The 24,961-nt window shown below is 38.3% G+C and carries 17 protein-coding genes; 11 read left to right on the forward strand and 6 right to left on the reverse strand.

What is annotated here, in order from left to right:
• The first annotated feature begins 190 nt into the window (after positions 1-190).
• Both GQR56_RS12380 and GQR56_RS12385 read left to right on the forward strand, forming a co-directional pair.
• The gene (locus tag GQR56_RS12380; RefSeq protein ID WP_166111889.1) at positions 191-1,372 is read left to right on the forward strand and encodes a response regulator; all 1,182 of its coding nucleotides are present in this window, start codon (positions 191-193) and stop codon (positions 1,370-1,372) included.
• 57 nt (positions 1,373-1,429) lie between these two features.
• Positions 1,430-2,185 (forward strand): class I SAM-dependent methyltransferase, encoded by a 756-nt coding sequence (locus tag GQR56_RS12385; RefSeq protein WP_024612848.1) that lies wholly within the window; start codon positions 1,430-1,432, stop codon positions 2,183-2,185.
• A 452-nt stretch (positions 2,186-2,637) separates the two neighbouring features.
• Here the strand turns inward: GQR56_RS12385 and GQR56_RS12390 are convergent, their stop codons facing one another.
• Positions 2,638-3,300 (reverse strand): ankyrin repeat domain-containing protein, encoded by a 663-nt coding sequence (locus GQR56_RS12390; protein WP_166111892.1) that lies wholly within the window; start codon positions 3,298-3,300, stop codon positions 2,638-2,640.
• A gap of 358 nt (positions 3,301-3,658) precedes the next feature.
• Here GQR56_RS12390 and trmJ point away from each other — a divergent pair, with 358 nt between their 5' ends.
• From trmJ to GQR56_RS12435, 9 genes are all read left to right on the forward strand, one after another.
• The gene (gene trmJ / locus GQR56_RS12395) at positions 3,659-4,384 is read left to right on the forward strand and encodes a tRNA (cytosine(32)/uridine(32)-2'-O)-methyltransferase TrmJ (RefSeq protein ID WP_166111895.1); all 726 of its coding nucleotides are present in this window, start codon (positions 3,659-3,661) and stop codon (positions 4,382-4,384) included.
• A gap of 249 nt (positions 4,385-4,633) precedes the next feature.
• Positions 4,634-5,125: a Fe-S cluster assembly transcriptional regulator IscR gene (gene iscR / locus GQR56_RS12400; RefSeq protein WP_024612845.1), complete on the forward strand. Its 492-nt coding sequence runs from the start codon at positions 4,634-4,636 to the stop codon at positions 5,123-5,125.
• A 23-nt stretch (positions 5,126-5,148) separates the two neighbouring features.
• Positions 5,149-6,366 carry an IscS subfamily cysteine desulfurase gene (locus GQR56_RS12405; RefSeq protein WP_024612844.1) on the forward strand — a complete coding sequence of 406 codons (1,218 nt, stop codon included), beginning with the start codon at positions 5,149-5,151 and terminating at the stop codon, positions 6,364-6,366.
• Between the two features lie 41 nt (positions 6,367-6,407).
• On the forward strand, positions 6,408-6,791 hold the full coding sequence (gene iscU, locus GQR56_RS12410) for a Fe-S cluster assembly scaffold IscU (protein ID WP_007377675.1): 384 nt from the start codon (positions 6,408-6,410) through the stop codon (positions 6,789-6,791).
• Positions 6,792-6,800: 9 nt separating this feature from the next.
• Entirely contained in the window at positions 6,801-7,124 is a 324-nt protein-coding gene (gene iscA, locus GQR56_RS12415; RefSeq protein WP_007377674.1) for an iron-sulfur cluster assembly protein IscA, read from the forward strand.
• A gap of 111 nt (positions 7,125-7,235) precedes the next feature.
• Positions 7,236-7,763 (forward strand): co-chaperone HscB, encoded by a 528-nt coding sequence (gene hscB, locus GQR56_RS12420; RefSeq protein ID WP_024612843.1) that lies wholly within the window; start codon positions 7,236-7,238, stop codon positions 7,761-7,763.
• A gap of 41 nt (positions 7,764-7,804) precedes the next feature.
• The gene (hscA, locus tag GQR56_RS12425; protein ID WP_166111898.1) at positions 7,805-9,667 is read left to right on the forward strand and encodes a Fe-S protein assembly chaperone HscA; all 1,863 of its coding nucleotides are present in this window, start codon (positions 7,805-7,807) and stop codon (positions 9,665-9,667) included.
• 11 nt (positions 9,668-9,678) lie between these two features.
• Positions 9,679-10,017, forward strand: a complete 339-nt coding sequence (gene fdx / locus GQR56_RS12430; RefSeq protein WP_024610528.1) for an ISC system 2Fe-2S type ferredoxin — start codon at positions 9,679-9,681, stop codon at positions 10,015-10,017.
• A 1,129-nt stretch (positions 10,018-11,146) separates the two neighbouring features.
• Entirely contained in the window at positions 11,147-12,574 is a 1,428-nt protein-coding gene (locus GQR56_RS12435) for an NAD-dependent succinate-semialdehyde dehydrogenase (RefSeq protein ID WP_166111901.1), read from the forward strand.
• A 350-nt stretch (positions 12,575-12,924) separates the two neighbouring features.
• Here the strand turns inward: GQR56_RS12435 and GQR56_RS12440 are convergent, their stop codons facing one another.
• Genes GQR56_RS12440 through GQR56_RS12460 form a run of 5 tightly spaced genes read right to left on the reverse strand, consistent with a single transcriptional unit; the run spans position 12,925 to position 24,960 of the window.
• Positions 12,925-14,586 (reverse strand): HD domain-containing phosphohydrolase, encoded by a 1,662-nt coding sequence (locus GQR56_RS12440; protein ID WP_024609435.1) that lies wholly within the window; start codon positions 14,584-14,586, stop codon positions 12,925-12,927.
• Complete coding sequence (locus tag GQR56_RS21710) at positions 14,558-16,777, reverse strand: adenylate/guanylate cyclase domain-containing protein (RefSeq protein ID WP_166112048.1); 2,220 nt, start codon at positions 16,775-16,777, stop codon at positions 14,558-14,560. Before GQR56_RS21710 ends, GQR56_RS12440 begins: the two co-directional genes overlap by 29 nt.
• A 20-nt stretch (positions 16,778-16,797) precedes the next feature.
• Entirely contained in the window at positions 16,798-17,631 is an 834-nt protein-coding gene (locus GQR56_RS12450) for an MBL fold metallo-hydrolase (protein WP_206018170.1), read from the reverse strand.
• 3 nt (positions 17,632-17,634) lie between these two features.
• Positions 17,635-23,784, reverse strand: coding sequence for an Ig-like domain-containing protein (locus GQR56_RS12455; RefSeq protein ID WP_166111904.1), 6,150 nt, complete (start codon positions 23,782-23,784; stop codon positions 17,635-17,637).
• Between the two features lie 39 nt (positions 23,785-23,823).
• Positions 23,824-24,960 carry a FecR family protein gene (locus GQR56_RS12460; protein ID WP_166111907.1) on the reverse strand — a complete coding sequence of 379 codons (1,137 nt, stop codon included), beginning with the start codon at positions 24,958-24,960 and terminating at the stop codon, positions 23,824-23,826.
• Between the last annotated feature and the right edge of the window lies 1 nt (position 24,961).

A 24,961-nucleotide genomic window follows, 5' to 3' on the forward strand; every position in this document is an offset into this window, starting at 1 on the left:
AAAATACCCTCATAATCAAAAGATGATAAGGGTATTGTGAAGCAACCAAAAGATCGGTCAACCGATCAAAAATACCTTAACTGATCGGTGTTAGCCTCTATGGCGCTTTTTTATTGTTTTTTAATTATTATCTAGTAATTTTAACCTGCCGTACTATGCTCTTAATACACCTATTAAAATGGACTAAGGCATGGCAAAGTTGGTATTAGCGATAGATGATGACAAATACGTCCATCATATTATTGAAGAATCTCTAGCGGGGTTTTGTGAAATTATACATGCTAAAGATGGTGATGAAGGACTAAGGCTTACCAACAAATACAATCCAGATATTATTTTGCTCGATATAGAAATGCCAGGTAAATCAGGATATGAAGTGTGCCAAATAATTAAAGAAAATGAGTCAACTAAAGATATTCCTGTTATGTTTTTATCTTCTAAAGTTGAGCTTGCTGATCGCGTAAAAGGTTATAGTGTAGGCGCCAGTGATTATATAACTAAACCTTTTAATGCTGAGGAGCTAATGGCACGAATAAAAGTGCTATATGAGTACCGTCAGCAATGCGTAAGACTAAAATTCGATATAGAGAAAGCAAATAAAACAGCCGAAATGGCAATGACTGAATCGGGTGATATGGGGCGAATAATGCGCTATGTCGGGCAGAGCTATCATTCAAATAATTTTCAAACATTGAGTGAACATTTTTTAGCTTTTTTTAAGCCTTTTGATTTAGATATTGCTGTGGTTTTTTGGTACAAAAACAAAGGTATTTTTTATAGCCAGCAAAGCGGTGTATGCCCTTTAGAGCAAGAGCTATTAGAGCAACATAGACATGCCGAGCGATTTGTTGATATTGGTAATAGCACAATTATAAATTACCCTAAAATATCACTGCTAATAAAAAATATGCCAGTTGATAACCACTTATTGTACGGACACTATAAAGATTTATTCCCACATATTTTAAACGTTACCAACGAAAAAGTCGTTAGTATGGAAAGAGACGAAAGTGGTTACGAACAAGCTTCTCAAGTGAGCACTGCACTTCAAGATATTACAAAGCAATTAAATAGCCAAAATGTAATACAAAATAACACCACTAAGCAGTTTATAGAGCAACTACATGAGCTCGATTGTGCTATTAAATTGCAAAGTGAAATAACTAACACCGCAGATTTAGATTTGTATATGTCGCAACTTGATCAAACTATGCAGCTATTTACCTCGGCTAATAGTGATTTAGCATTTATTAAATATCAATTAAAGCATATTACCGAAAGTCGCAACGAGCTTTTAGCTAATTTACGCAGTAAAGCGGAAATTACTGTGGAGTCTAATGTTATTCATACTAACGATATAGAGCTATTTTAGTGCTTTAAAGAGTACTGGTTGATATACTGCGAAGGTATTTTATCGTCGGAGTTTATTGTGGTTATTCAGTGTGCTTTTAAAGAGTTACGCCCTTATTTAAATGAGCTAGAAACACGCTTTGGTTTAGCCCAATGGGCGCAACATAGTAATGGCTTTAGCTTACATTACGACGATAAAGGACTTAGTTTATATAAAACCGACGAGCCAAAATTAGGCGCAATTAGCGTAGATTTTGTAACTGGTGCTGCTGCTCACAGACGCAAGTTTGGCGGTGGTAAAGGGCAAGCAATTGCTAAAGCTGTAGGGTTAAACAAAGGTGCAACTCCGGTCGTGCTAGATGCAACTGCTGGCCTTGGGCGTGACGGTTTTGTACTTGCATCACTTGGGTGCAAAGTTATATTGCATGAGCGCCACCCAGTTGTAGCTGCGCTATTATATGATGGCTTACAGCGTGCTTATAGCGATACCGAAATTGGCTTATGGATGAAAGAAAACATGAGCTTAGTTTTTGGCTCAAGCCACACATTATTAGCACAATGCGAGAGCATGCCTGATGTTGTGTATTTAGACCCTATGTTTCCGCACCGCGAAAAATCAGCCTTAGTTAAAAAAGAAATGCGCGTATTTCAAGAGTTAGTGGGCGCCGATAACGACGCTGACGACTTACTGGAATTTGCCTATCCACTTGCTAGCAAACGTGTCGTTGTAAAGCGCCCCGATTACGCCCCGTTTTTAAATGATAAAACGCCGAGTATGCAAATAAAAACAAAGAAAAACAGATTTGATGTTTATGTAAAAGCAGCAATGGTTTAAATATCGCTATAAACATAGTCGCTTGCAGCGACAGAATTGTCTGTGAGAGCACAAATCTGTCTCAGTTATATTTTTCTATTTACAGCAAAGCCACTAAAACAATATTACACAGTTACTTGGCTTTTCTTATTTACAATTTTTGTGCAAAACTCTAAGTAATCACAAACTTCTTTTGGAGCATATCTTTGAAATATATTCATTAAAAAAGCTTGCCCGTTGAGGTATTACCTAAATTACCGAACATTCAGTCAACACTGAGTTTTTGATATTGACCCCGTATATAAACGTCACAGGTTATATCGCCTCTACACTGAGCAAGCATTTCTGCTCTATACTTTTCAAGATACTCACTAGTTCCCATAGCTGTATCTGAAATATCTAAACCAGCATTAATAATAAACTCTAACCGTTTAAGCTTTTTAATCTATTTTATCTCTGCGCTACAGCTAAGCTTAAAAACTAAGCAGTTTAGCCATTGCAGGATTTGAGCTGTTTATTGCAATGTCATAAGGGGTGAGACCCTCTTCAGTTATCACTTGTTTATTTGCTCCATGCGCCAAGAACAACTTAGTTAATTGGTAGCATGAATTACTTGCAGTTATATGCAAAGGTGTAACCCCCTTTGCATTGTGGGTATAGTAAGTTTTTGTTTGTGAAACATAATTAACGTTCGCGCCTTTTTCAATAAGTTTTTTAGCTTTATCCAATTGGTAATGAAAGGCTGCTCTAAAAAGAGGAGTTATACCGTCAAGCTTATCAACTATATTTGGGTTTGAATGCTCAAGAATCAAATCAAAATACCGAGAATCATCAACTCCCATAAACATAAATAAATAATAGATATCTGTACCGTCTTCATCAATAATAAAAAAGTTCTTATTATCTGTTTTTTCATAGGCACGACGAAAAACACCGAAGTCATGCGTTTTGATTGCGGCTATCATTTTATTGTTGACCACATAACTGTCGGCTTTTTTTGATTTTTCAGGCGTAACAGTAGCGGACTCAGAAGTGGATGCAATTGACTTAGGCTGTGTGCCTTCATTTCCATCATCCGAGCAGGCACAAATAAATAGCGCAATGGTAGTGACAAAAACGACTTTTGATAGATTCATTGATTAATACCTTATTTTTAATAAAGCATAATGAATAAATAGTGTATTGAATAAAGAAATAAGCAAACTAATACAAGAGAGGGATATAACGAATAATCTCAATTTAATAATTCCTTTTATATAAATTAAAAACGAACTAGCAAAAACAAAGATAAGAATCAGAAACGTAAACATCACACAATAATAAAATAGCATCCCCCTTCATTTTTTAACCCAAGTATTACTCCTCCCCAAGAAGCGGTATATCTCGCTTTATTAGTGTTTGATTTAAGGATCTAGGTTTTAGAATATAGGATCTTAGAGAGTTTTCATGTTAGAATTCGCGCAATTTTTTGGCTTATAGATAAGTAGCACAGCAATGATCTTAGATGATATTCGCGTTGTTTTAGTTAACACCTCGCACTCTGGTAATATTGGTTCGGCGGCACGCGCCATGAAAACAATGGGTTTATCAAAACTTTATTTAGTAGATCCTGCATGTGAAATTGACAGCCAAGCGAGCGCTTTAGCTGCCGGCGCAAGTGATGTTTTAGGTAATGTTGTAATTGTAGATACCGTTGCAGATGCGATTGCAGATTGTGCATTAACAATAGGCACTAGTGCTCGTTCGCGTACGCTTTCTTGGCCTATGGTTGAGCCACGTGAATGTGGTGAAAAACTAGTGGCTGAAGCGGTAAATGGTCCTGTAGCACTTGTGTTTGGTCGTGAAAATAGTGGTTTAAGCAATGATGAGTTACAACTTTGTAATTACCATGTGTGTATTCCTGCAAATCCAGAGTACAGTTCGCTAAACTTAGCAATGGCAGTACAAACGTTGTGTTATGAAACACGTATGGCATTTTTGAATCAACAGCCCAAAGCGACTGAAGAAGACGATACTGTTTACCCAAGCTCAAAACAAACTGAGTTATTTTACGATCATCTTGAAGACACGTTATTTAAAACGGGTTTTATAGTTAAACAGCACCCCGGTATTGTGATGACTAAATTACGTCGTTTGTTTAACCGTGCTCGCCCTGAAGATGCTGAAATGAATATTTTACGCGGCATCCTTACTTCAATTAATAAGTCTATACCTAAGTAATTAAACTATAGCAACTTAGGTATAGCTATTAGTTATAAAAACCAGTGGTTAAATAACTAGCTAATACTTGACTAAAATACTCAGGTAATTACAATAGCTGTAATACTTGACCAAAGAGGTCAAGTATTAAAAATTTGTTAATTCTAATTTTTAAATTAAGAGTTTCTAAATCAAATTTTTATCAAGTGATAATACTTGACTAATTTACTCTGGTAATTAAAATTTGCACTCTCAAGTGCAGGGGGCATTATGAAGTTAACATCAAAAGGCAGATATGCCGTTACAGCTATGCTTGATGTTGCACTGCACACAGGCGTAGGTCCTGTAGCCCTTGCTGATATTTCACAGCGACAAGAAATTTCTTTGTCTTACCTTGAACAATTATTTGCCCGCCTACGTAAAAATGGACTAGTAAGTTCTGTTCGCGGTCCTGGTGGTGGTTATTTACTCGGACGAGAAACAAACGTTATTTCTGTCGGTGATATAATTAGCGCAGTGGACGAGTCGGTAGATGCAACACGTTGCCAAGGCGCCGACACTGGTTGCCAAAGTGGCATGCGCTGTTTAACACATAATTTGTGGTCAGATTTAAGTGCTCGAATAGAAGAATTTTTAAATAATATTACCCTTGCTGAATTGGTGGAAAAATCTGATGTGAAAGAAATTGCATCACGCCAAGATAATAGTATTAATAATGCAATTAAGCAGTTGGAAAACATTCAAGTAAGCTGTCAACTTTAGGTTGACCTGCAGCGGAGAGAGAAATGAAGTTACCGATTTATTTAGATTACGCAGCGACTACGCCTGTTGATGAACGTGTTGCTAAAGAAATGATGCAATGCCTAACAATGGACGGTAAGTTTGGTAATCCTGCGTCACGTTCACACCGTTTCGGTTGGCAAGCAGAAGAAGCTGTTGATCAGGCGCGTACAGATATTGCTGATTTAATTAATGCAGACCCACGTGAAATTGTTTTCACCTCGGGTGCAACTGAATCAAATAACCTTGCTATTAAAGGTGCAGCACAGTTTTACAAAAAGAAAGGTAAGCACGTTATTACCGCTAAAACTGAGCATAAAGCAGTAATCGACACATGTCGTGAGCTTGAGCGCCAAGGTTTTGAAGTAACTTACATGGACGTTGAAGAAAACGGCTTACTTGATTTACAAAAACTTGCCGACACAATGCGTGACGACACAGTACTTGTAAGCATCATGCACGTTAATAACGAGCTAGGTGTAATTCAAGACATCGCAACTATTGGTGAAATGTGTCGCGAACGTAAGATTATGTTCCACGTAGATGCAGCACAAAGCGCAGGTAAAGTATTAATCGACATGCAACAGCTTAAAGTTGATTTTATGTCGTTCTCAGCACATAAAGTGTATGGTCCTAAAGGTGTTGGTGCACTTTACGTTCGTCGTAAACCACGTGCTCGCCTTGAAGCGCAAATGCACGGTGGCGGTCATGAACGTGGTATGCGCTCTGGTACTTTAGCTACTCACCAATTAGTAGGTATGGGTACCGCGTTTAAAATTGCTAAGCAAGATTTCGAAAAAGATCACGCACACATCAGCGCATTACGTAATCGTTTAATCGACGGTATTATGGCTGATATGGACGAAGTATACTTTAACGGCACGCAAGACCAATCAGTACCAGGTATTGTAAACATCAGCTTTAACTTTGTTGAAGGTGAGTCGTTACTTATGGCAGTAAAAGACATTGCAGTATCGTCAGGTTCAGCCTGTACATCTGCAAGCTTAGAGCCTTCTTATGTATTACGTGCACTTGGCCGTAACGACGAATTAGCGCATAGCTCAATTCGTTTTAGTATTGGTCGCTTTACTACCGAAGAAGAGATTGATTACACCGTCGAATTAATGAAAAACTCTATCGGTCGCCTACGTGAAATGTCTCCACTTTGGGAGATGCATCAAGAAGGTATTGATTTAGATTCAGTTGAATGGGCTCACCACTAATAGTGTGAGCACATACCCTAGCAGGTAATGAGGATAGAATAATGGCTTATAGTGATAAAGTAATCGACCACGTAGAAAACCCACGTAACGTAGGTACTCTAGATAAGAACGATCCGTCAGTGGCAACGGGTATGGTAGGCGCACCAGCATGTGGTGACGTAATGAAATTGCAAATTAAAGTATCTGCCGAAGGCGTTATTGAAGATGCAAAATTCAAAACCTACGGTTGTGGCAGTGCAATTGCTTCATCTTCACTTGTAACAGAGTGGGTTAAAGGTAAGACGCTAGACGAAGCTGCGACAATTAAAAACACTGATATCAGTGCAGAGCTAGAATTACCACCAGTGAAAATTCACTGTTCAATTTTAGCAGAAGACGCAATTCAAGCAGCAATTGCAGACTATAAAAGTAAACAAGCGAAGTAAGAGACTCTCATGGCAGTGACATTGACAGATGCGGCAGCAAACCGTGTACAATCATTTTTAGCAAACCGCGGTAAAGGTTTAGGCCTGCGCGTTGGCATTAAAACGACGGGCTGTTCAGGTCTTGCTTATGTACTTGAGTTTGTTGACGATTTAAACGAAGACGATGAAACTTTTGCAGCTAAAGGCGTTACATTAATTGTTGACGCTAAAAGCTTAGTTTACATCGACGGCACAGAGCTCGACTACACCAAAGAAGGCTTGAATGAAGGGTTTAAATTTAGAAACCCTAATCAAGCTGACGAATGTGGTTGTGGCGAAAGCTTTACCGTTTAAGCTTAAATGTGTTTCTCATACCTAAGTTACTTGGGTATAAATAAGCCCTGCCAGTAATTGTAGGGCTTTGTTATTTTTGAAATTAATTTCTGAATTTTATTGGTTGAAGTTATGCGCTATTTTGAGTTATTTGCAATACCAGTTGACTACAATATTGATTTAGTAACGATCAACAAACACTATTTAGAGCTACAGCGTACTGTGCATCCAGACAGACATGCAAACGCGAGTAGTCGCGATAAGTTAATGGCTGTACAAAGTGCTGCTGAAATTAATGACGCACTACAAATATTAAAGCACCCAGTAAAGCGTGCTGAATATATGCTAAGTGAGTTAGGTGTTGATATTCGTGCTGAGCAGCAAACCTTGCAAGATCCTATGTTCTTAATGCAACAGATGGAACTTCGCGAAGAGTTAGAAGAGCTTGAATCAGCGAATGACCCTGATACAGCGATTGCTAATTTTGAAAAACAAATCAAACAACTCAATGAACAATACAGTGCACAACTTGCAGAGCAATTAGCAAGCAACGATGAGCAGCAGTACCAACTCGCTGCCGATAATATTCGTAAACTAAAATTTGTTTACAAATTACGTGACGAACTTGAACGCATTGAAGACAGTTTATTTGACGATTAATTACTTGCTGCAAAGCGAGCAACACGAGTTTAAAGAGCATTATGGCATTATTGCAAATTGCTGAGCCGGGGCAGAGCGCGGCACCACACGAACATAAATTAGCGATAGGTATTGACCTTGGTACAACTAATTCATTGGTAGCTACTGTGCAAAGTGGCGAAGCACGCACGCTAACAGATGAGTTTGGCGAGTCTATGTTACCGTCGGTTGTTCGTTATCAAGCAGGTGGTATTACTATTGGTGCAGAAGCTGTACAAGCTGCAACGCAAGATCCTGCTAATACACTAATTTCGGTTAAACGCTTTTTGGGTAAAACTCAAGCCGAAATAGAGCAGAGCTATGGTCAATTACCGTATGATTTTTGCCAATACAATGGCGCATTAGCTATTGAAACTGCAGCTGGCAAAATTAGCCCAATTAAAGCATCTAGCCATATTTTAGGTGCATTAAAAGCGCGAGCTGAAAAAAGCTTTGGTAACCAAGAAATTTTAGGTGCTGTAATCACAGTACCTGCATACTTTGATGACGCACAGCGCCAAAGCACCAAAGATGCTGCTGAATTAGCAGGTATTAATGTACTGCGTTTATTAAACGAGCCAACAGCAGCGGCTGTAGCTTACGGCTTAGATTCAGGTCAGGAAGGTATCATTGCTGTTTATGACTTAGGTGGTGGTACGTTTGATATATCAGTACTGCGCTTACACCAAGGTGTGTTTGAAGTGCTTGCAACAGGTGGAGACTCAAGCTTAGGCGGCGACGATTTTGATTCTTTGTTAGTTGATTACCTTAAGCAAGAAACAGGTGTTACCGGTTTATCTCCTTCAGTTTTACGTTTATTTATAAATAAAGCTAAAGCATGTAAAGAAGCACTTAGCCAATACGCAAAAGTAAATGTGGGTCTTGAGTTTGACGATCAAAAGTACACGGTTGAAGTAACGCGCGAAAAGTTTGAAGAGTTAGCTATACCACTGGTTAAAAAAACACTTCGTTCTTGTCGTCGTGCTGTAAAAGATGCTGGTATAGAAAACGACGAAGTACTGCAAGTTATTATGGTAGGCGGCTCAACCCGTATGCCACTTGTACGTAGCCAAGTAAAAAGTTTTTTTGATAAAGAGCCACTTACTTCAATCGATCCCGATCGTGTTGTAGCACTTGGTGCAGCGCTTCAAGCTGATGTGTTAATTGGCAATAAGCCTGATTCTGACATGTTGTTACTTGATGTTTTACCATTGTCGCTTGGCCTTGAAACTATGGGCGGTTTGGTTGAAAAAATCATTCCTCGCAATACCACTATTCCAGTGGCACGCGCGCAAGAATTTACTACATTTAAAGATGGTCAAACGGCAATGTCGTTGCATGTACTGCAAGGCGAACGTGAGCTTGTTGATGATTGTCGATCGCTTGCTAAATTTAGCTTAAAAGGTATTCCACCAATGGCGGCAGGTGCTGCGCATATTCGTGTGACCTTTAAAGTAGATGCAGATGGTTTATTAAGTGTATCTGCAATGGAAAAATCAACAGGTGTGCAAGCTGAAATTCAGGTTAAACCTTCGTTTGGTTTATCTGACGACCAAGTTGCAAATATGCTAAAAGAGTCGATGAGCAATGCCAAAGGCGATATGCAAGCACGTATGCTTAAAGAGCAACAAGTAGAAGCACTTCGAGTTATAGAGGCGCTGAACGCGTCACTTGCAACCGATGGAGCATTACTTGATGAAATGCAGTTAGCTAATTTAAGAGCAGAAATTGCAGAGCTTGTAAAAGTGCGCGAAAATGCTCAAGAGCCAAACGAAATAAAAGCAGCTATCGAAAAAGTCGATAATGCGAGTAGCGACTTTGCATCGCGCAGAATGGATGCATCAATTAAAAAAGCCCTTACAGGGCAGTCAGTAGACAACATTTAAGAGAGATTAGAATGCCACAAATTGTTTTTCTTCCACATCCTGAATTGTGTCCTGACGGCGCCGCAATTGAAGCGCCAAGTGGTCAAACAGTGCTTGATGCTGCACTTAAAAACGGTATTAGTATTGCGCATGCGTGTGAAAAATCATGTGCGTGTACTACATGCCACTTAGTAATTCGTGAAGGATTTGATTCACTACAAGAAAGTGACGAGCTAGAAGATGACATGCTGGATAAAGCATGGGGCTTAGAGCCAGAATCGCGTCTTGGTTGCCAAGCAATCATAAGAGATGAAGACTTAGTGGTTGAAATACCTAAGTACAATCTCAATATCGTTAATGAAGAGCACTAGTTTTTAACGATTTATTTTTAAAAGCCGCTGTTTGATACAGCGGCTTTTTTGTTTGTATTGATGATGTAGGTGAGGTTTTATACCTCGCTTTGTTTTTATTAAAGCTACATTAGAGCTGAATTAAGGCAGTTACATGAGCGCGAAATAAATTCGCACCTACAAGTTTGGCGTATGTGCTGATGTAGGTGAGGTTTTATACCTCGCTTTGTTTTTATTAAAGCAGCATTAGAGCTGAATTAAGGCAGTTACATGATCGCGAAGTAAATTCGCACCTACAAGTTTGGTGTATGTATTGATGTAGGTGAGGTTTTACACCTCGCTATGTTTTTTTTAAAGCGGCATTAAAGCGACATCAAAACCAAATTACATGAGCGCCATATAAAATCGCACCTACAGGTTTGGTGTATGTGCTGATGTAGGTGAGGTTTTATATCTTGCTATGTTTTTATTAAAGCCGCATTAAAGCTGAATTTAAGCAGTTATATGAGCGCGAAATAAATTCGCACCTACAGGTTTGGTGTATGCGCTGATGTAGGTGAGGTTTTACACCTCGCTTTGTTTTTATTAAAGCAGCATTAAAGCAGTTACATGAGCGCGAAATAAATTCGCACCTACGGGTTTGGTGTATGTATTGATGTAGGTGAAGTTTTATACCTCGCTTTGTTTACTAAAGCGGCATTAAAGCCAAGTTACATGAGCGCAAAATAAATTCGCACCTACAGGTTTGGTGTATGTGCTGATGTAGGTGAGGTTTGCACCTCGCTTTGTTTTTATTAAAGCAGTTACATGAGCGCGAAATAAATTCGCACCTACAGGTTTGGTGTATGTGCTGATGTAGGTGAGGTTTTATACCTCGCTTTGTTTTTATTAAAGCGGCATTAAAGCCAAGTTACATGAGCGCGAAGTAAATTCGCACCTACAAGTTTGGTGTATGTGCTGATGTAGGTGAGGTTTTATATCTTGCTATGTTTTTATTAAAGCAGCATTAAAACCAAGTTACATAAGCGCGAAATAAATTCGCACCTACAAGCTTGGTGTATGCGTTGATGTAGGTGAGGTTTTACACCTCGCTTGTTACTAAATTAAAACGTACCTGTAATTTTTATACGCAGCCTTTAGGAGATCTATTTTGAATAATTTAACTTTCTCAGACTCATTTATTAACGGTGAATTTTATAAAACGAATACGCACTTTAGCGTTAACGATCCCGCTACCGAAAAAAGCATAGTTGATGTAAGTGATATCGACGAGCAGGGCGTAAATAATGCAATTAATGCTGCCCAAGGTGCTTTTGTTAAACTAAAAAAAACCAACGCAACCGAGCGAAGTGAAACACTAATGCGCTGGTACGAGCTTGTTATAAAGCATAAGCAAACACTTGCTGAACTTATGACTAAAGAGCAAGGCAAGCCACTTAAAGAGTCATTGGGCGAAATAGATTACGGTGCCGGTTTTATAAAATGGTTTGCAGAAGAAGCAAAGCGTAGTTACGGTGATGTTATTCCCCCAACAGATAACTCCCATCGTTTAACTAGTTTTAAGCAGCCAGTAGGTGTTGTAGCAGGCATAACACCGTGGAACTTCCCTGTTGCTATGGTTACTCGAAAAGTAGCACCAGCTTACGCTGCGGGCTGTAGCTTTATACTAAAACCTTCTGAGCACACACCACTTTGTGCTATCGCACTTGCTTATCTAGCCGATCAAGCCGGTTTTGTTAAAGGTGCATTTAACGTATTAGTATCACAGGATGCCAAAACAGTAGGCAAAATGCTGACCGATTCAGAGGTTGTTCGTAAATTTACATTTACCGGCTCTACTGGAGTAGGTAAGCAGTTACTATCACAATGTGCAGATACTATTAAACGTACCTCAATGGAACTTGGTGGTAATGCTCCTTTTATTATCTTTGACAACGCAAACCTAGATGAAGCAATTGAAGGGTTGATGGCGGCTAAGTTTAGAAACAGTGGACAGGCCTGCGTTGCTGCAAATCGTATTTTTATACAGCGTAATATTCTCGATGAAGTACTCTCAAAAATCACACCTAAAGTAACGGCGTTAAAAGTAGCGAATGGATTAGAAGATGATGTTGATATAGGTCCGCTTATTTACCCTAAAGCTAAAGATAAAGTGCAACAACTAGTGCAAGATGCACTTGATAAAGGCGCGACACTTATCGGTGATAACAGCGATTTAGGTGGGAGCTTTCAAAACCCTCTAATTGTAAATAACGTGACGACCGAAATGGACATTTATCATGAAGAAGTATTTGGTCCAGTGTTAACGGTTATTCCTTTTGATGAAGAGCGTGAAGTTCTCGCACTTGCTAACGATGTACCTTATGGTTTAGCAGCCTATTTTTATAGCCAAGATATAAAGCAGATTTACCGTATTAGTGAAGGGCTTGAATTTGGTATGATTGGCGTAAATGAAGGCGTTATATCAAATCCTGTGGCGCCGTTTGGTGGTGTTAAGCAATCAGGTTTAGGGCGCGAAGGCGGGCATCAAGGGCTTGATGAGTATTTAGAAGAGAAATACGTCTGCATTAAAATATAATTAAAAGCTCACTCAAGCACGAAATTACTTCGTGCTTGTCATTGATTTATCCATTTATCCACACTTTTTTATTACATTAATATGGCAGATATATGAACTTTCCCTTTTACTGTTGCTACCAATAGCGCTAAATGCTACCTTTGGATGCATATTTTTTGTTAATAAAACAACATTAAAAAACTAATAAAAAGTAAAAGGATTTCTATAAGTAGAAATAACCCCGTGTGTAAATGCCACCGTAAGGTGGCATTTTTTTGTTCTAATTAAAGCCTCAATACCCAACATTCATAAACTTTCTATTTATTAGCTTAAATACAGAAGAGTAATTTTAAACTTATAAGTTCAGTATACTAATTTATGGGGGTATAGCCTGGAAGCTTGTCAAAATCTACCTTATCCAATTGCTCTGGGTTAGCAAATTCATTGATATATTGCTTGTATACTTCAGACTCAATAAAAACAGCAAAAATATCAGGATCAAGGTGGTTATTACTAACCATAGTGCCTAAAATATTTAAGCATTCACTTACCGGTTTTGCTTTTTTATAAGGCCTATCTACAGCCGAAAGTGCTTCAAAAATATCAGTAATAGCCATCAGCCTAGCAGGCACCGACATTTGATCTTTCGTTAATCCGCGAGGGTAGCCTGTACCGTCTAGCTTTTCATGATGACCCAACGCATACTCAGCTACATTACTTAAGTGTTTAGGGAACGGCAGAATATCTAATATATTTTTAGTTATATCCATATGACGCTTCATTACGTCACGCTCACCTTGTGTAAGTGTGCCACGTCGTATCATTAGGTTTTCAACTTCATCGGCAGTAAGTAATGGTGTTTGTTCGCCATTTATTTTTAGTGAATACTGTTTTGATATTCTTATTATATGGGCTTGTTCTTCTTCACCTAAAAATTCCCCTCCAATATTCACTCTTTGCAATAATGCACGATCTAATGCTAATTGCTTAAGTTCAGTATCAAGTAATCGTTCAAATTGTAAAACTTCAATTGGCTTATTCTGTTTCAGTGCAGAGATAATTTGCTGCTGATAAGATAATTCTAAATCACGGCTAATAATTTCAAACTTAGCGTCAATAAACGCTATACGGTCAAAAATAGTTTCTAACTTGGTCGACTTTTCCATGATGTGATCTGGCGTAGCAATTTTCCCACAGTCATGTAGCCATCCCGCAACGTTTAGCTCATGGCGATCAGCAGGGCTCATTGTAAATTCGGCAAGTGGACCTTTATCTATTTCATGGACCGCATCAGCAAGCATTAACGTTAGTGCTGGCACTCGTTTGCAGTGACCTCCTGTATGAGGTGATTTTTCATCGATTGCCATTGCGATAGCTTCCGCAAAAGTTGAAAAAAGCACTTCCATATCTTTAATTAATGTGGAATTAGTTAATGAAATAGCACCTAAAGAGGCAAAAGATCGGATTAGAGTGACAAGATCTTCACTGAAAGGAATTATCTGATCGTTCTCATCTTTCACATTAATAAGCTGAATAACCCCAATAATATCGTCGTTATGATCTTTTAATGGAATTGTTAACATTGATTTAGTTCGATAGCCAGTGCGTGCGTCTATTTCACGCGCTGCGCTCATATCAAAAGGCAGTGCATCATAAACATCAGGAATATTAATTACTTTGCCTGAATTAACAGCGAGGGCAACTATCGCAGCTTCATTTTCTTCTCCATTAATAAAAAGATCAATACTAGGAAAGTCGACAGGGTTTCCTAAGTGACCACCTAAGTAGAGATCTAACGATTTATTAATTACTGTTTCAAACTTTAGCTTTTTATCATCTGTTATAGAGTAGATAGACCCAGCATCGGAGTTGGATATAGCCATAACAACTTGCAATATTTCATCAAGTAACTTACTTGAATCTTTCTCAGTTGTTAGCCTAATACTGATATCGATAAAGTGATGAAGATATGTTTTATCTTTAATGTGCTGAGGCATATTTTTACTACTTTTTTGTATGTATAAAGGCGCCATTCCAATCCTGTGCGAGTGTTTGCAAATCACTTTCTTGGATTCGCTTAATAAAAATAGTGTATACGTGAGAATTAAATAACGATGTTCTTTCTAGTTCTTTAAATAATAAAAGGGCTTGTTTCCAATCTTTATTATGGAAGCATATTATTGCTACTAATGATTTTTTTATTTCAGCTAACTGATCAGTATTTAGTTTTTTTGTAAAATCAATCGGCTCAAATAACAGTGCTGTAGTTGTCTTTCCTACAACTTGTACTTTATCTATCAAACGAAATGTAATATCCGAACATGCTAGCATTGTTTCCTCAGTAACTAGAATAGACACGTCGTAATACTTGGTCAAGCTTTCTACTCTTGCACCTAAATTAACAGTATCACCAAGTACTGTATAGGCTTTACGATAAATCGAGCCCATATCACCTACATTCATGTCGCCCGTACTTAAACCAATCCCAATTTTTATTGCCGGCAGGTTTTTTTCAACAAATAATACGTTAATGTGGGTTAGCCCTTTAATCATGTTTATTGCTGCTTCAACACCATGCTGAGCATGGTTATCATCTTTTAATGGTGCGTTCCAAAATGCCATCACCATATCGCCTACGTATTTATCAATAGTACCGTCATGGCTGAATATTATTTTAGTGATAGCAGTGAGGTATTCGTTTAAATATTCGCTTAACAAGTGCGGCGACATGTTTTCTGATAACGAAGTAAAACTACGAATATCGGCAAATAATACCGTCATGTTTCGTCGTTCACTTTTTTGAGATAAATCATTACCTTGCTGTATAAGCTGGTTTATACGTTCAGGAGGGACATATTGGTCAAACATAGACTTAATTTTTCGGCTGTGTTTCATTTCAGCAATTGACCCAACAACAATATAATAACTGGCTAATATTGTTATAAGCACAAGTGGCATCAATAAAGGCAAGCTAACCTTTTGTATTGACCATAAATAAATATTTAATAATACTGCCGCGCATGTAATAACAAGTGATAAAACAATGATAAAACGTGCACTTTTTCCATAACTAAAAAACGATAATACGCTGCCTATTAGTATAATAATGAGTAAGCTAGCAGCTAAAGTCCAGTTAGGTTTTGAGGGCAGTATTTCTGGATGCATTAATCCTTCAAATATATTGGCATGTATTTCAACACCTGGATATTGTAAACCAACAGGTGTTGCCCTTAAATCAGCTAAGCCAATAGCTGAGGTGCCAATAAAAGCAACTGTTCCTTCTAGTTCTTCCAAACCCACTTTTTGAGTAAGTACATCTGTGGCAGAGTAATAGGGAAAGCTATGTGCACGACCTTTATAAGGAATTAGTATTTGCCCATATTCATCAGTTTGAATCCATTTGTTTTGAAATTTTATACCTTCAAATAAAGTTATATCATCCAATATAGTGGAGCGGGTTTCTATGTTTTTGGCAAGTGTATAAAGCCGAGCTACCTCAAGTGCTAAAGAAGGGTAGAGTTGTTCACCAACTCGGTTAACAAGCGCTGCTTTTCGGATAAAGCCATCTTCGTCGCTGTGTGCATTAATAAAACCGGTACCTGTTGCAGCACTTTGCAGCTTAGGGATATTTACAATAGCGCTAGAAAATTGATTTATTTGTGAATTTGCATGATCAGTGTTTTTCCACAAAACACTGCTTTTAGCAGGCGAGCTATGGTGACTAAGTTTATCGTTAATTAATAAAAACCCAAGAGCGGTATCATTTTGAGATAGTGCGTTTGCTAGCTTTGTATCAGCATCTACTTGCTGTTTAATTACGGCAAGAGGGATATTATATTTTTTTGATAAATCAGGGATTTCAGAGATGATTTTTGTAACTGGATTTACTTCTGGTTCAGAAAAAAATATATCAAAGCCAATTACAACAACGCCTGCATCGCTTAGTTTTATAACTAGTTCAGCTATTTTAGATCGACTCCACGGGAATCGACCTTGTTCTTGCATGCTTTTTTCATCAATATCAATTATTACGACAGACTCATCAACACGCCTTGGTGTATCCGAGAGCGTTAGTGACAGGCGAGAGTCGTATATTATTCCTTCAACACGGTTAATTAGTTTTGCTAGTGATCCTGTCGAGAAGAGCTCGATCGATGCAATTAATAATGTAATGGCAGCGCCAATAAAAAAATGTTTTGAAATAATTGGTTTTAAAGAACTAATGACTACAGCTCCTTGATAGACTAAAAATCAAAAACTCGTCCTTCTCGGCCGCACTCTATTTTTACTTGTTGCCCGTAGTGTGTGTGTAAATGTTTTTCTATAGCTAATAACTGTTCATCAGTTCTTGATGGATCATGGCTAATAATAACCACATTTTTTACATCCGCTTTTATAGCAAGCTTAGCAACTTGATCTATGGTGCTGTGTCCCCAGCCATGTTTAAGCGGTAAGTCGGCATCTATAAACTGAGCATCATGAATAAGTAAATCAGCTCCTTTAATAAAATCAACCCATTCGCTTATAGTAGTTTTTGTCTTTTCTGGTGGGCTGAGTTCGTTATCTGTAACGTAAGCAACTTTTATTTCGTCAGCTTTAACACAGTATGCTGTGCCGCCTCCGGGGTGATTTAATAGCGCGGTCGAAACCAAAAAATCATTAATAGTAAATTGCTTTTGCGATGATAAAGCGGTGTTAAGGGTTATATTTGCGGGCAGATCCTGATAGCAAACAGGAAAATATGAGCCGCTCATTTGTTTTAATATAGCATCTTCAGTTTTTTTATCGTCAATGTTGCCCACCGCAATAGTTATATCGCGGTTGGGTTGGTAAATAGGTTTAAAAAAAGGAAAACCTTGAATATGATCCCAATGATTATGTGTAAGCAAAATAGTTATAGGGTGTTCTTTTTCGAGTAAGCGTGTACCGAGATCTACAATACCAGTACCAGAGTCCAAAATAAGATCTTTACCATTATTTTGCTCAATATACACACATGAGGTATTCCCTCCAAAAATGTGTGTATTGCTTCCCGGCGAAGCCATAGAGCCTCGCACTCCAAAAAATTCAACTTTCATAAATTAAGGCTTAACTCCACCGGCATAAAAATTAAACTTAGAAATGCTTACATTATTAGAAACCCCATTACTGCAAATGCTACTAACCACTATTTGGGTATCACTTTGTAAAATTATTGAGGTAAATGCGTGCGTGCTTACACATTGGCTTGCTTCATAAAACCCAGAACCATTTTCTCCAAATGTAGTGTCTATAGCGCCGTTAGCTAAAATACGAGCCAACATTCCTTTATTATTACTCATACCAGTTAATATAATATTATTGCTGCTATCAAGAGTTGCACTTCTTACCTCTGTATCGCCAGTAGAGGCTAGAACATACTGACCGACTCCATTTACTGCAAAGCTATTATCTATTGCACCAGATGCCAGTAATCTAATAACACTTGCCTTATTTGGAGTATCAACAAAGTTAGTAACTAAATAGAGCTTGCTTGAGTTATCAGCTAATATCGACACCATTTTATTGTCAGTGTCTGTCGTGGTTTCGCCGGTATATCTAAATAATTGGTTACCGTCAGAGTTAAGCTTTAAAGCTATTAGCTCAGATGTTGCACCCGATACAGATTTACCACCAACAAAAATATCGTCATTATTAATATATATGCTTTCATAGTATTCAAAAGGTGAGCCTAGTATTACTCCATCGTCACCAAAGTCATCCTCAAGTGAGCCGTCCGACTCAAGCTTCATAATAAATGCTCTAGGGGTTCCAGACATCACTGTAGAGCCAATAGCAACAATATTGCCATCATCAATTGCTAAGTCAGTTAGATTGAGTTTTTCGGCGCCAGTGATTGATGTTGAATAAATACCATCTGTTGCAAATGAAGTATCTAAATCACCATTTTGATTAACTTTAGCTACAAAACCTTCTTCACCGCCGGTTTTGTTTTTAGAGCCTGTAATTACTAAGCTTCCGGTATTTAGCTCAGCTAAAGCTATATCAGACGAGCTTAAGTCAATAGCGATTTCTTTGTGACCTGTTTTACTAAAGCTTGCGTCTATAGAGCCTGCACTTGTAAAGCGCGTTAATACTAACTTAATAATTGAATTCGATTGAGCTGTTGATGCAAGAATATACTTACCTGCATGCACGCCATTACTAAGTTGTAAAACCTGCATTGATTGATCGTCAGATTCCGCACTTATAGTATTAAAAGTAAGGTAGCCAACATCAGCAAAATTGGTAAATAATGCGGCTTGGTCGTCTATCGCAGTAACAAAAGGTTTTGTGTTTGAGTCGTCATTAACACCAGCTATCCATACGGTGTCGTTTGAATCTATAGTTGCTGCTTTGGCAAGTTGTTTACCACTAATACCCGAAACAATATTAATTCCTGATGCGCCATAAGCACTATCAAGTGAACCATCAGCAGTTAGAATTCGCGCAGAGAATAACTTTTCAGTAGCTGAGATCCCAGTTGTGCCTGACAAAATAATTTCATTTTTTATAGGTTCATATTTTATGCCGGTTATATCCGCTCCACCATTTCCACTGCCGCTATTGCCATCAATATCATAAATTGCAGTGCCGGCATTGCCAAAACTCGTTACAAGTAAACCGGTTTTATCAATTGCTAAAACAACAGCTTCTTTTTTACCACTGTTACGAGTTACGTAACCGCCCGCAAGTGCAGTAAAATTAATGTCTTTAGCACCGCCAATTGCAAACAGTTCATCATCTTTATTGTTATTAGATAGGTCAAATGTAAATGCTGATCCATTGTTAAAACTACCGCTGTTTTCACCATCAGAGATTAAATAGCGAATAAGTATGTCTTTATCGCCATTAAGATTCGTTACGCTACCAATAACCATTAGATCAGAGCTATCAAAGTGTTTAATAGCAAACGCTTCATCATCTCTGTTTGCACCGCTAACATCGACTATTTTTGGGCTACCTGCTTCAAACTCTAATGAAGATCTATCGTACTTTATCCATAAGCTATCATCGTCATTACCGTTAAAGGCTTTACCCACGGCTTGAATTTTATCATCATTAAACTCAAGGTCATTTATAGTTAAAGTGCCTGCCAGAGTCGTGCAACGAATACCTGAATCATTATCACCAGAGTCACTACTTAATACACCAGTGGTACTCATTTTTAAAAGGCAGGCTTCAGTATTAGTGCCATCAAAGCTAGAGTAAGCAATAAAGAGGCTTGTACCATCAGAGATAATAGCAGTGGCTTCTTCATCTTTTGCTAAATCTAATACTTTTACTCCATCGTTGTTAAATGCAGTATTTAGGGCACCACTTGTTGTATACGAGGCAATAACAATATCTTTGTCGTCGTTGTTGCTAAGCCCAACAAAGTAAATATTATTATTCAGTACAATGCTATCATTGAACTCACCGCTCGAAAAAACACCAGAAAGATCTAAATCGCCAGTAATAGGGCGACCAAAAGTTCCCTCCTCAACAGGAATAAGCGGATCAGCATCATCATTTATATTAATGGTTATACTGATTGTTGTTGTTTCACTTGGTGTACCATCGTCCATTACATCAATACTTAATGTATATTGTGAAGTGGTATCAAAATCAAATGGGCGTATGCCTTTTACCGTTAACAATCCCGAGGTGCTATTTATTTCAAATAAAGCAGTGTTGCCGCTAATAAGGCTGTAGCTTAAATTGTGGCTTTCAATATCTGAAGCGCTAACAGTGCCAATGTTGTCACCATCAGTTGCATTTTCACTAATATTAAAGCTCTGATCAGATGCAACTGGAGCATCGTTTACAGGTGTAACAGTGATTAATAAACTGCCAGTATTAGTGCCACCATTACCATCGTCTACGGTGTAACTTACGCTAACTACGCCATTAGCATTTGCTAGTGGTGTATATTGTAGTTTGTTATTTACTATTGATACGGAGCCACTATCGGCAGTAGCCGCTGTAATAGTTAGCGTATCGCCATCAGGGTCGGAGTCATTAGCGAGTACATCGATTAGTAAAGGTGCTGCATCTTCATCCATTGTGGCTGAATCTGCATTAGCTATAGGGCTGTCGTTTACTGGCGTAATGGTAATAGATAAAGTTGTAGAGCTTGTACCGCCGTTACCATCACTCGCAGTATATGTAACTGTGGCTACGCCATTAAAATTAGTATCGTTTGTATACTGAATTTTATTACTTATTACCGACACCGCTCCTACATTAGCAGACACTGCGGTTATAGTGAGGTTATCACCATCAGGGTCTGAGTCATTAGCGAGTACATCGATTAGTAAAGGAGCTGCATTTTCATCCATTGTGGCTGAATCTGCATTAGCTATAGGGCTGTCGTTTACCGGTGTTATTGTAATAGACAATATTGCAGAGTTTACACCACCGTTGCCATCACTTGCAGTATACGTAACTGTGGCTACGCCATTAAAGTTAGCATTGGCTGTATACTGAATTTTATTACTGACTACCGATACTAAACCAGTATCAACAGACGCTGCACTTATTACAAGGCTGTCGCCATCAGGGTCAGTATCATTGGCTAATACATCAATTAGAAATGGGGCTGCATCTTCGTTTCTCGTTGCTGAATCGCTATTTGTCACGGGCGGGTTATTACTTGATGTTGTAACGATAGTAACAAAAACAGTACTTGATGAATTACTCACACCATCAGTAATTGTATAGCTAATTACCTCAACTCCTGAAGAGTTTAAAACGGGTGTATAAGTGAGTTTATTATTTGTAACAACAACGCTGCCTCTGGCAACAGAAGCAGAGACAATAGTTAAGTTACTTCCTTCAATATCGCTATCATTGGCAAGTACATCAATTTCAATTGGTGAATCTGCACTTGTTGTTACTGAATCAGTATTTGCAATCGGGGCATCATTAATTGGTGTAACAGTAATGGTAACTGTTGCCGTGGTATCACTTGCACCAGGTGTACCAACAGCAAACCCGTCAATAATTGTGTAAGTTAGTACTATTTCACCTGAAAAGTTAGCTGGTGGAGTAAACTCAATTTGCTCGTTTACAATAGTCACTTCACCAACAGTGTTTTCTACATTGGAAATAGTAATTGTATCGCCATCTGCATCAGTATCATTAGCTAATACATTAAGTAATGTAGTAGGGCTATCTTCTTCTAAAGTAAATTGATCGTCATTTGCTTCTGGGAAGGTATTCACTCCGCTTTCACTTAATATTACTTGAGCGGTTGCGGTTAAACCTTGATCGTTCGAGACTGAATAAGTAAAGCTATCTACACCAACAAAATCTAAATTCGGTTGATAAGTAAAAGAGCCATCAATATTTAATGTCAGTTCGCCATTTTGAGTGGTAGTAATAGCGGTAGTATTAACAAAAAGATCGCCAGGCTCAATATTAAAATCGTTAATTAGCAGACCATTTTGCACTGTCGCTTCAAATAATTTATTTCTGCTAAATTGATACGCATCATCTTGTGCTACAGGGTTATCAGGCTCACTGTTTATTATTAAAGTCACCGTTGCAATTGCAGTCGCACCCTGAGAGTCGATTGCTCTATATTGAAATTGATCCACACCATTAAAGTTAGCATCGGGTATATAACTAAAGCTGCCATCAATCGCCAATAATAATTGACCGTGGATAGGAGCAACAATAAAATCTTCATCAACAGAAAAACTATCATCATTAGGGTCTGTGTCGTTGCTCAATACGCCATTAGCGGCTGTAACAAGTAATGTATTATCTTCGCGTAAACTGTAGCTGTCGTTTGTGGCAATAGGCGCTATGTTAGTGTTTGAACTTACAATCGTTACGCGGGCAACTGCTTGTGCACCCTGAGCATCAATAATTCGGTATTGAAAGCTATCTTCCCCTTGCATGTTTTGCTCGCCTTGATATTCAAAGCTACCGTCTTCAAAAAGTGTTAATTCTCCTCGCTCAGGCTCGCTAACAGGGGTTGTATCTACAATTAAGCTATCTAGATCAATATCGCTATCGTTGATCAATAAACCAGGCGATGAAACAACTAAGCTTCCATCATTTGCAATACTATAAATATTATCAAGTGCAACAGGGGTATCATTTACTGCTTGTATCGTAATTTCTACAACGGCGGTATCTACTAAACCAAGTTCATTAATAGCTTCATAACTAAAAGCATCTTCACCATTAAAGTTAGCTGCTGGGGTATAAGTAAAATCGCCTTCTTCGTTTATATTAAGGGTGCCATGTTGTGGCAATATTAATGTATCTGTATTTACGCGCAACTCACCAGTGTATTGGTTTGTGTCATTTATTAATACGTTGCCTTGAAGGGGTTGATCTTCATTTGTTTGAAATTGATCAGCAGTAGCTTCTGGCGAAAAAGCAAGCTCTCCACCAACTGGCGCTATATTTATAGTGCTAGAAAAACCACTTTCACCACTGCCATCAATACCAGTAACCAGTACTTGGTAACTTTTATCTATTAGCGACTGCGTAACGTTTAATGTGGTATCTAAAATGCTTAAAAACTGCTGCCCATTTTCTAAATCATTAATGTTATTAGGTGAAACACCAGCTTGAGTCGCAAGGTAAACGTTATAACGATTAAGTTCTGAATTTGGCTGCCATGAAAGGCTAATATTTCCGCCGTTACGCTGGGCTGTTACACCTTCAATTTGATATGGCTGCCAACTAAAAGTGATCGCATCAGCAAGTACTTGGTTATTTAAAGTATCAGTTATCCATATTTCTAAGCGTAACTCACCAGAAGTTACATCATAAAGTGCAGGGCTAAGACCTATAATAGACTGTTCATAGTCAAAACCACATTCAGAAGAGCAAAGCGATATGCTTTTGTTTACGCTAGGGAGTACTAAATTAACTTCAGCAATACCATCAGAATCAGAGGCTTCAAGTAAAAAAGAAACGTTACCTTGCACTGTTTCGTTTACCTGTGAAAAAACAATGTTAGCCTGTGCATTAGCAATTGTTGGACTAACAATACCTCTACTTGATGTAACAGCACCTAACACTTTTGCTTGTGTGGTTTGGCTACTTGCTATAACGCCAGCTAAATTTACATAGCTAGTAACAGCTAGTGGGCTTATTTCAACCGCTTCTGGTGATTGGACAGCTTCTTGCGTTGAGCTTTCTTCTGAGCCACCACAAGCGCTTAACAAAAACACCATAGAACCAAGCAAAAATATTTTTTTTGCTGTCATTTTAAATACTCCATAATAAAAGCTTTATATCCAATGTGTTTATGGTTCTAATTTAAAAGAACCAGTAGCATTTACATCTGGATTATTTATTTCGTTGAGGTTAAAACTGCCTGAAACTGTGTCTAAGTCATTTAAAAAAATAGCCTCAACATTACCTTCAGCTTTGTTATTAGCATGGGAGGCAAAGGTAACGGCTAAATCAAGTTTACTTAGGTTAATTAGCCCGCTATAAGCCGCGTACCAATTGCCGTTAGCATCATTAAAGCTAATTTCACCATCAGGAACAGTACCATTATCAAAATCGACAGCCATCATCATAGAAAAATCGCTTACTGCACCCGCGCTTGAATCTATATTAAAGCTTGATGCCTGATAGTTAAAAACACCTTGGCGCTGTGCAATCTGATCAATTAAAGATGCATTACTCACAGTTTGAAATTGTTGCTCAGAATAAACATCAGCAATGCCTGAATCCGTTTCAATAATATCTAGAACTTCAGGTTCAATCACCTCTGCAACAGAGCTCTGCTCAGACTCTTCTTTATCGTCATCACTTTTAGAATCAATAGCGACTATGTTTTGGTCAAAAACGTTTGCTGCACGGGTTGTTGTTAATACTTCACCTGAAGCAGTAATTTGTGCAAACGAATACGCCTCATTGTGACCTAAAGAAACCACATCATTATTTTTTAAAGTTAAATCTATCGCGCCATCCCACACAGCTAAAAATACATCGCCATTAACTAATTGAACTTCAAAGTGAGTTCCACGAATACCAATAGAGCCAACAGGGGTTTTTACATTATATGAGCCGCCATTTTTTTTAATGACCCCCGAAATAGAACGTAAACCACCTTTGAGTAACTCAATAGATGCAGACCCTTGTTGGGTATTGCTATCAAATTCGTAGTTAGCAATATTTAGCTCTGAATTTTCTTTTAAAGCAATTAAACCGCCGTCTGACATTGAGAATTGGGCTTTGCTTTTTTCACCAGTGGTAATTCGGTCTACACCAAATACAGTATCTCTGCGTTGTAACTTTCGTTGCAGTTCAGAGTCTCCATCAACAGCTAATACAGAGCCACGAGCTAAAATAGTTTTACCAGCAGGCTCACTTGCTTGTGTATAAAAGCTCACACACAGTAAAGTGGTAATTACAGGGAGTAAATGTTTCATA

It is taken from the genome of Pseudoalteromonas sp. Z9A5, assembly GCF_011378875.1.
In the GTDB taxonomy this organism is placed as follows: Bacteria; Pseudomonadota; Gammaproteobacteria; order Enterobacterales; family Alteromonadaceae; genus Pseudoalteromonas.

Excerpts from the sequence above, each read along its gene's own strand:
- GQR56_RS12380 (WP_166111889.1), top strand. The coding sequence starts at position 191 with ATGGCAAAGTTGGTATTAGCGATAGATGATGACAAATACGTCCATCAT.
- trmJ (WP_166111895.1), top strand. The coding sequence starts at position 3,659 with ATGATCTTAGATGATATTCGCGTTGTTTTAGTTAACACCTCGCACTCT.
- GQR56_RS12450 (WP_206018170.1), bottom strand. The coding sequence starts at position 17,631 with ATGAAAGTTGAATTTTTTGGAGTGCGAGGCTCTATGGCTTCGCCGGGA.
- GQR56_RS12460 (WP_166111907.1), bottom strand. The coding sequence starts at position 24,960 with ATGAAACATTTACTCCCTGTAATTACCACTTTACTGTGTGTGAGCTTT.
- hscA (WP_166111898.1), top strand. The coding sequence starts at position 7,805 with ATGGCATTATTGCAAATTGCTGAGCCGGGGCAGAGCGCGGCACCACAC.
- hscB (WP_024612843.1), top strand. The coding sequence starts at position 7,236 with ATGCGCTATTTTGAGTTATTTGCAATACCAGTTGACTACAATATTGAT.
- iscU (WP_007377675.1), top strand. The coding sequence starts at position 6,408 with ATGGCTTATAGTGATAAAGTAATCGACCACGTAGAAAACCCACGTAAC.
- GQR56_RS12440 (WP_024609435.1), bottom strand. The coding sequence starts at position 14,586 with ATGGCGCCTTTATACATACAAAAAAGTAGTAAAAATATGCCTCAGCAC.
- GQR56_RS12390 (WP_166111892.1), bottom strand. The coding sequence starts at position 3,300 with ATGAATCTATCAAAAGTCGTTTTTGTCACTACCATTGCGCTATTTATT.
- fdx (WP_024610528.1), top strand. The coding sequence starts at position 9,679 with ATGCCACAAATTGTTTTTCTTCCACATCCTGAATTGTGTCCTGACGGC.
- GQR56_RS12455 (WP_166111904.1), bottom strand. The coding sequence starts at position 23,784 with ATGACAGCAAAAAAAATATTTTTGCTTGGTTCTATGGTGTTTTTGTTA.
- iscR (WP_024612845.1), top strand. The coding sequence starts at position 4,634 with ATGAAGTTAACATCAAAAGGCAGATATGCCGTTACAGCTATGCTTGAT.
- GQR56_RS12405 (WP_024612844.1), top strand. The coding sequence starts at position 5,149 with ATGAAGTTACCGATTTATTTAGATTACGCAGCGACTACGCCTGTTGAT.
- iscA (WP_007377674.1), top strand. The coding sequence starts at position 6,801 with ATGGCAGTGACATTGACAGATGCGGCAGCAAACCGTGTACAATCATTT.